Below are 1418 nucleotides of genomic sequence, written 5' to 3'. Positions count from 1 at the left end.
CGCCAGCATGGTGAACGCTTCTCGGTCGCGAAAGAACCAGGTCTCCGGGATCACCACCGCATTGATCAACTCCTGCAACTCCTGCGAGGAACCGGTCAAGTGTTCCTTATAGGTCTGAGCGTTGGTTATCCGGCATGCTGCCATCCGATCTCTGACCGCCTGACGGACCACTGTCGGACCAACGCTGGCACTGTCCAGTCCGATGGTTTCCGTCAGGAGCTTTTCAATTGCGCCGGTCATTGATCACCCGTCGCGGCCTGGCGGAGCAATGCGGTACGTATCTCTTCCGAAAGCAGCGATGCCACTTTGACCCACTGAATGATCTCCGAACCATCGGAAGCCACCGGCCCAAGATAGGGCGGGGTTCCTGGTTCAAGTCCGAACGGCGCGAAGTCGGCAGGGTCTCGCTCAAGCGTATCCGTCACCCGTTCCGCGATCAGTCCCAGCAGGCGCTGCTCGCCATCATGCGCGTGATAGCGCGTCACAACGATCCGGGTGCTCAATAGGCGCTCCGACGGCCGGCCAAGCGCAAGAAGAGTAACATCGATCAGCGGGATGGGTATTCCGTTGTAGCTGACCAGACCCACCACACCGGTTGGCGCACCCGGCAGGACCTTCACATCGAGACGAGGCAGCACCTCTTCAATTTGGTGGACATCGATCAAGTAGCGATCCGGACCCATGCTGAAGGCGAGAAATAGCATTGTCACCCCCTACTGCCGGCTCGCTACGCTCTCAGCTTGAACCTCGAAATGCTACTTCGCATGCCGCCTGAGACTTGATTGAGCTCGTCGATCGCGAGCGTCGATTGCTGAAGGGATTCGACTGTTTGCTGAGCTGCCTCACTCAGCTGCGTTAGCGTGTCGCTGATCTGCCCCGCGCCGGTCGCCTGCGCTTGCATGCCTTCATTGGCGACTTCGAAACGTGGCACCAGCCCCTGAACCTGCTGAATGATCTCGAAGAGTTGCCCGCCGACCTGCTGGATTTCCTGCATACCCCGGCGGACCTGTTCGGAAAACTTGTCCATGCCCATCACCCCGGCCGCGACTGCCGACTGGATGTCCTTGACCATCTGCTCGATATCGTATGTGGAGACAGCCGTCTGGTCCGCGAGCCTTCGGATTTCCGTCGCCACCACTGCAAAGCCCCGGCCATATTGGCCGGCCTTCTCTGCCTCGATGGAAGCGTTGAGCGACAAAAGGTTCGTCTGATCGGCCACTTTGGTGATGGTCGTCACCACCTGATTGATGCTGCCGGCTTTCTCGCTCAGGATCGCGAGTTTGGAATTGATCGCGCCGGCCGCTTCCATGACCTGCTGCATGGTTTCTTCCATACGGGTTAGCCCCGCTTGCCCTCCGCCGGCGACGGCAGCAGGTTGCTCGGCAACTGTCGAGACCTCGTTCATCGTGCGGACGAGC

The 1418-nt window shown here is 59.6% G+C and carries 2 protein-coding genes and 1 pseudogene; all 3 read right to left on the bottom strand.

The genetic code is table 11. The features are described 5' to 3' along the window. Positions 1–240: pseudogene (locus EOA22_RS33525) on the bottom strand (methyltransferase); the annotation flags it as partial. After that, positions 237–704, bottom strand: coding sequence for a chemotaxis protein CheW (locus EOA22_RS33520; protein WP_063170493.1), 468 nt, complete (start codon positions 702–704; stop codon positions 237–239). The gene EOA22_RS33520 and the pseudogene EOA22_RS33525, both read right to left, overlap by 4 nt. Positions 705–727: 23 nt before the next feature. Further along, on the bottom strand, positions 728–1418 hold a 691-nt coding region (locus EOA22_RS33515), incomplete at its 5' end, for a methyl-accepting chemotaxis protein (protein ID WP_245478758.1).

The organism is Mesorhizobium sp. M7A.F.Ca.US.014.04.1.1 (assembly GCF_003998745.1).
In the GTDB taxonomy this organism is placed as follows: Bacteria; Pseudomonadota; Alphaproteobacteria; order Rhizobiales; family Rhizobiaceae; genus Mesorhizobium; species Mesorhizobium ciceri.
The sequence above is the reverse complement of the archived record's forward strand: the minus strand, read 5'-3'. Positions and strand labels throughout refer to the sequence as shown.

Coding starts and splice junctions, on each gene's coding strand:
- EOA22_RS33520 (WP_063170493.1), bottom strand. CDS start 704: ATGCTATTTCTCGCCTTCAGCATGGGTCCGGATCGCTACTTGATCGAT.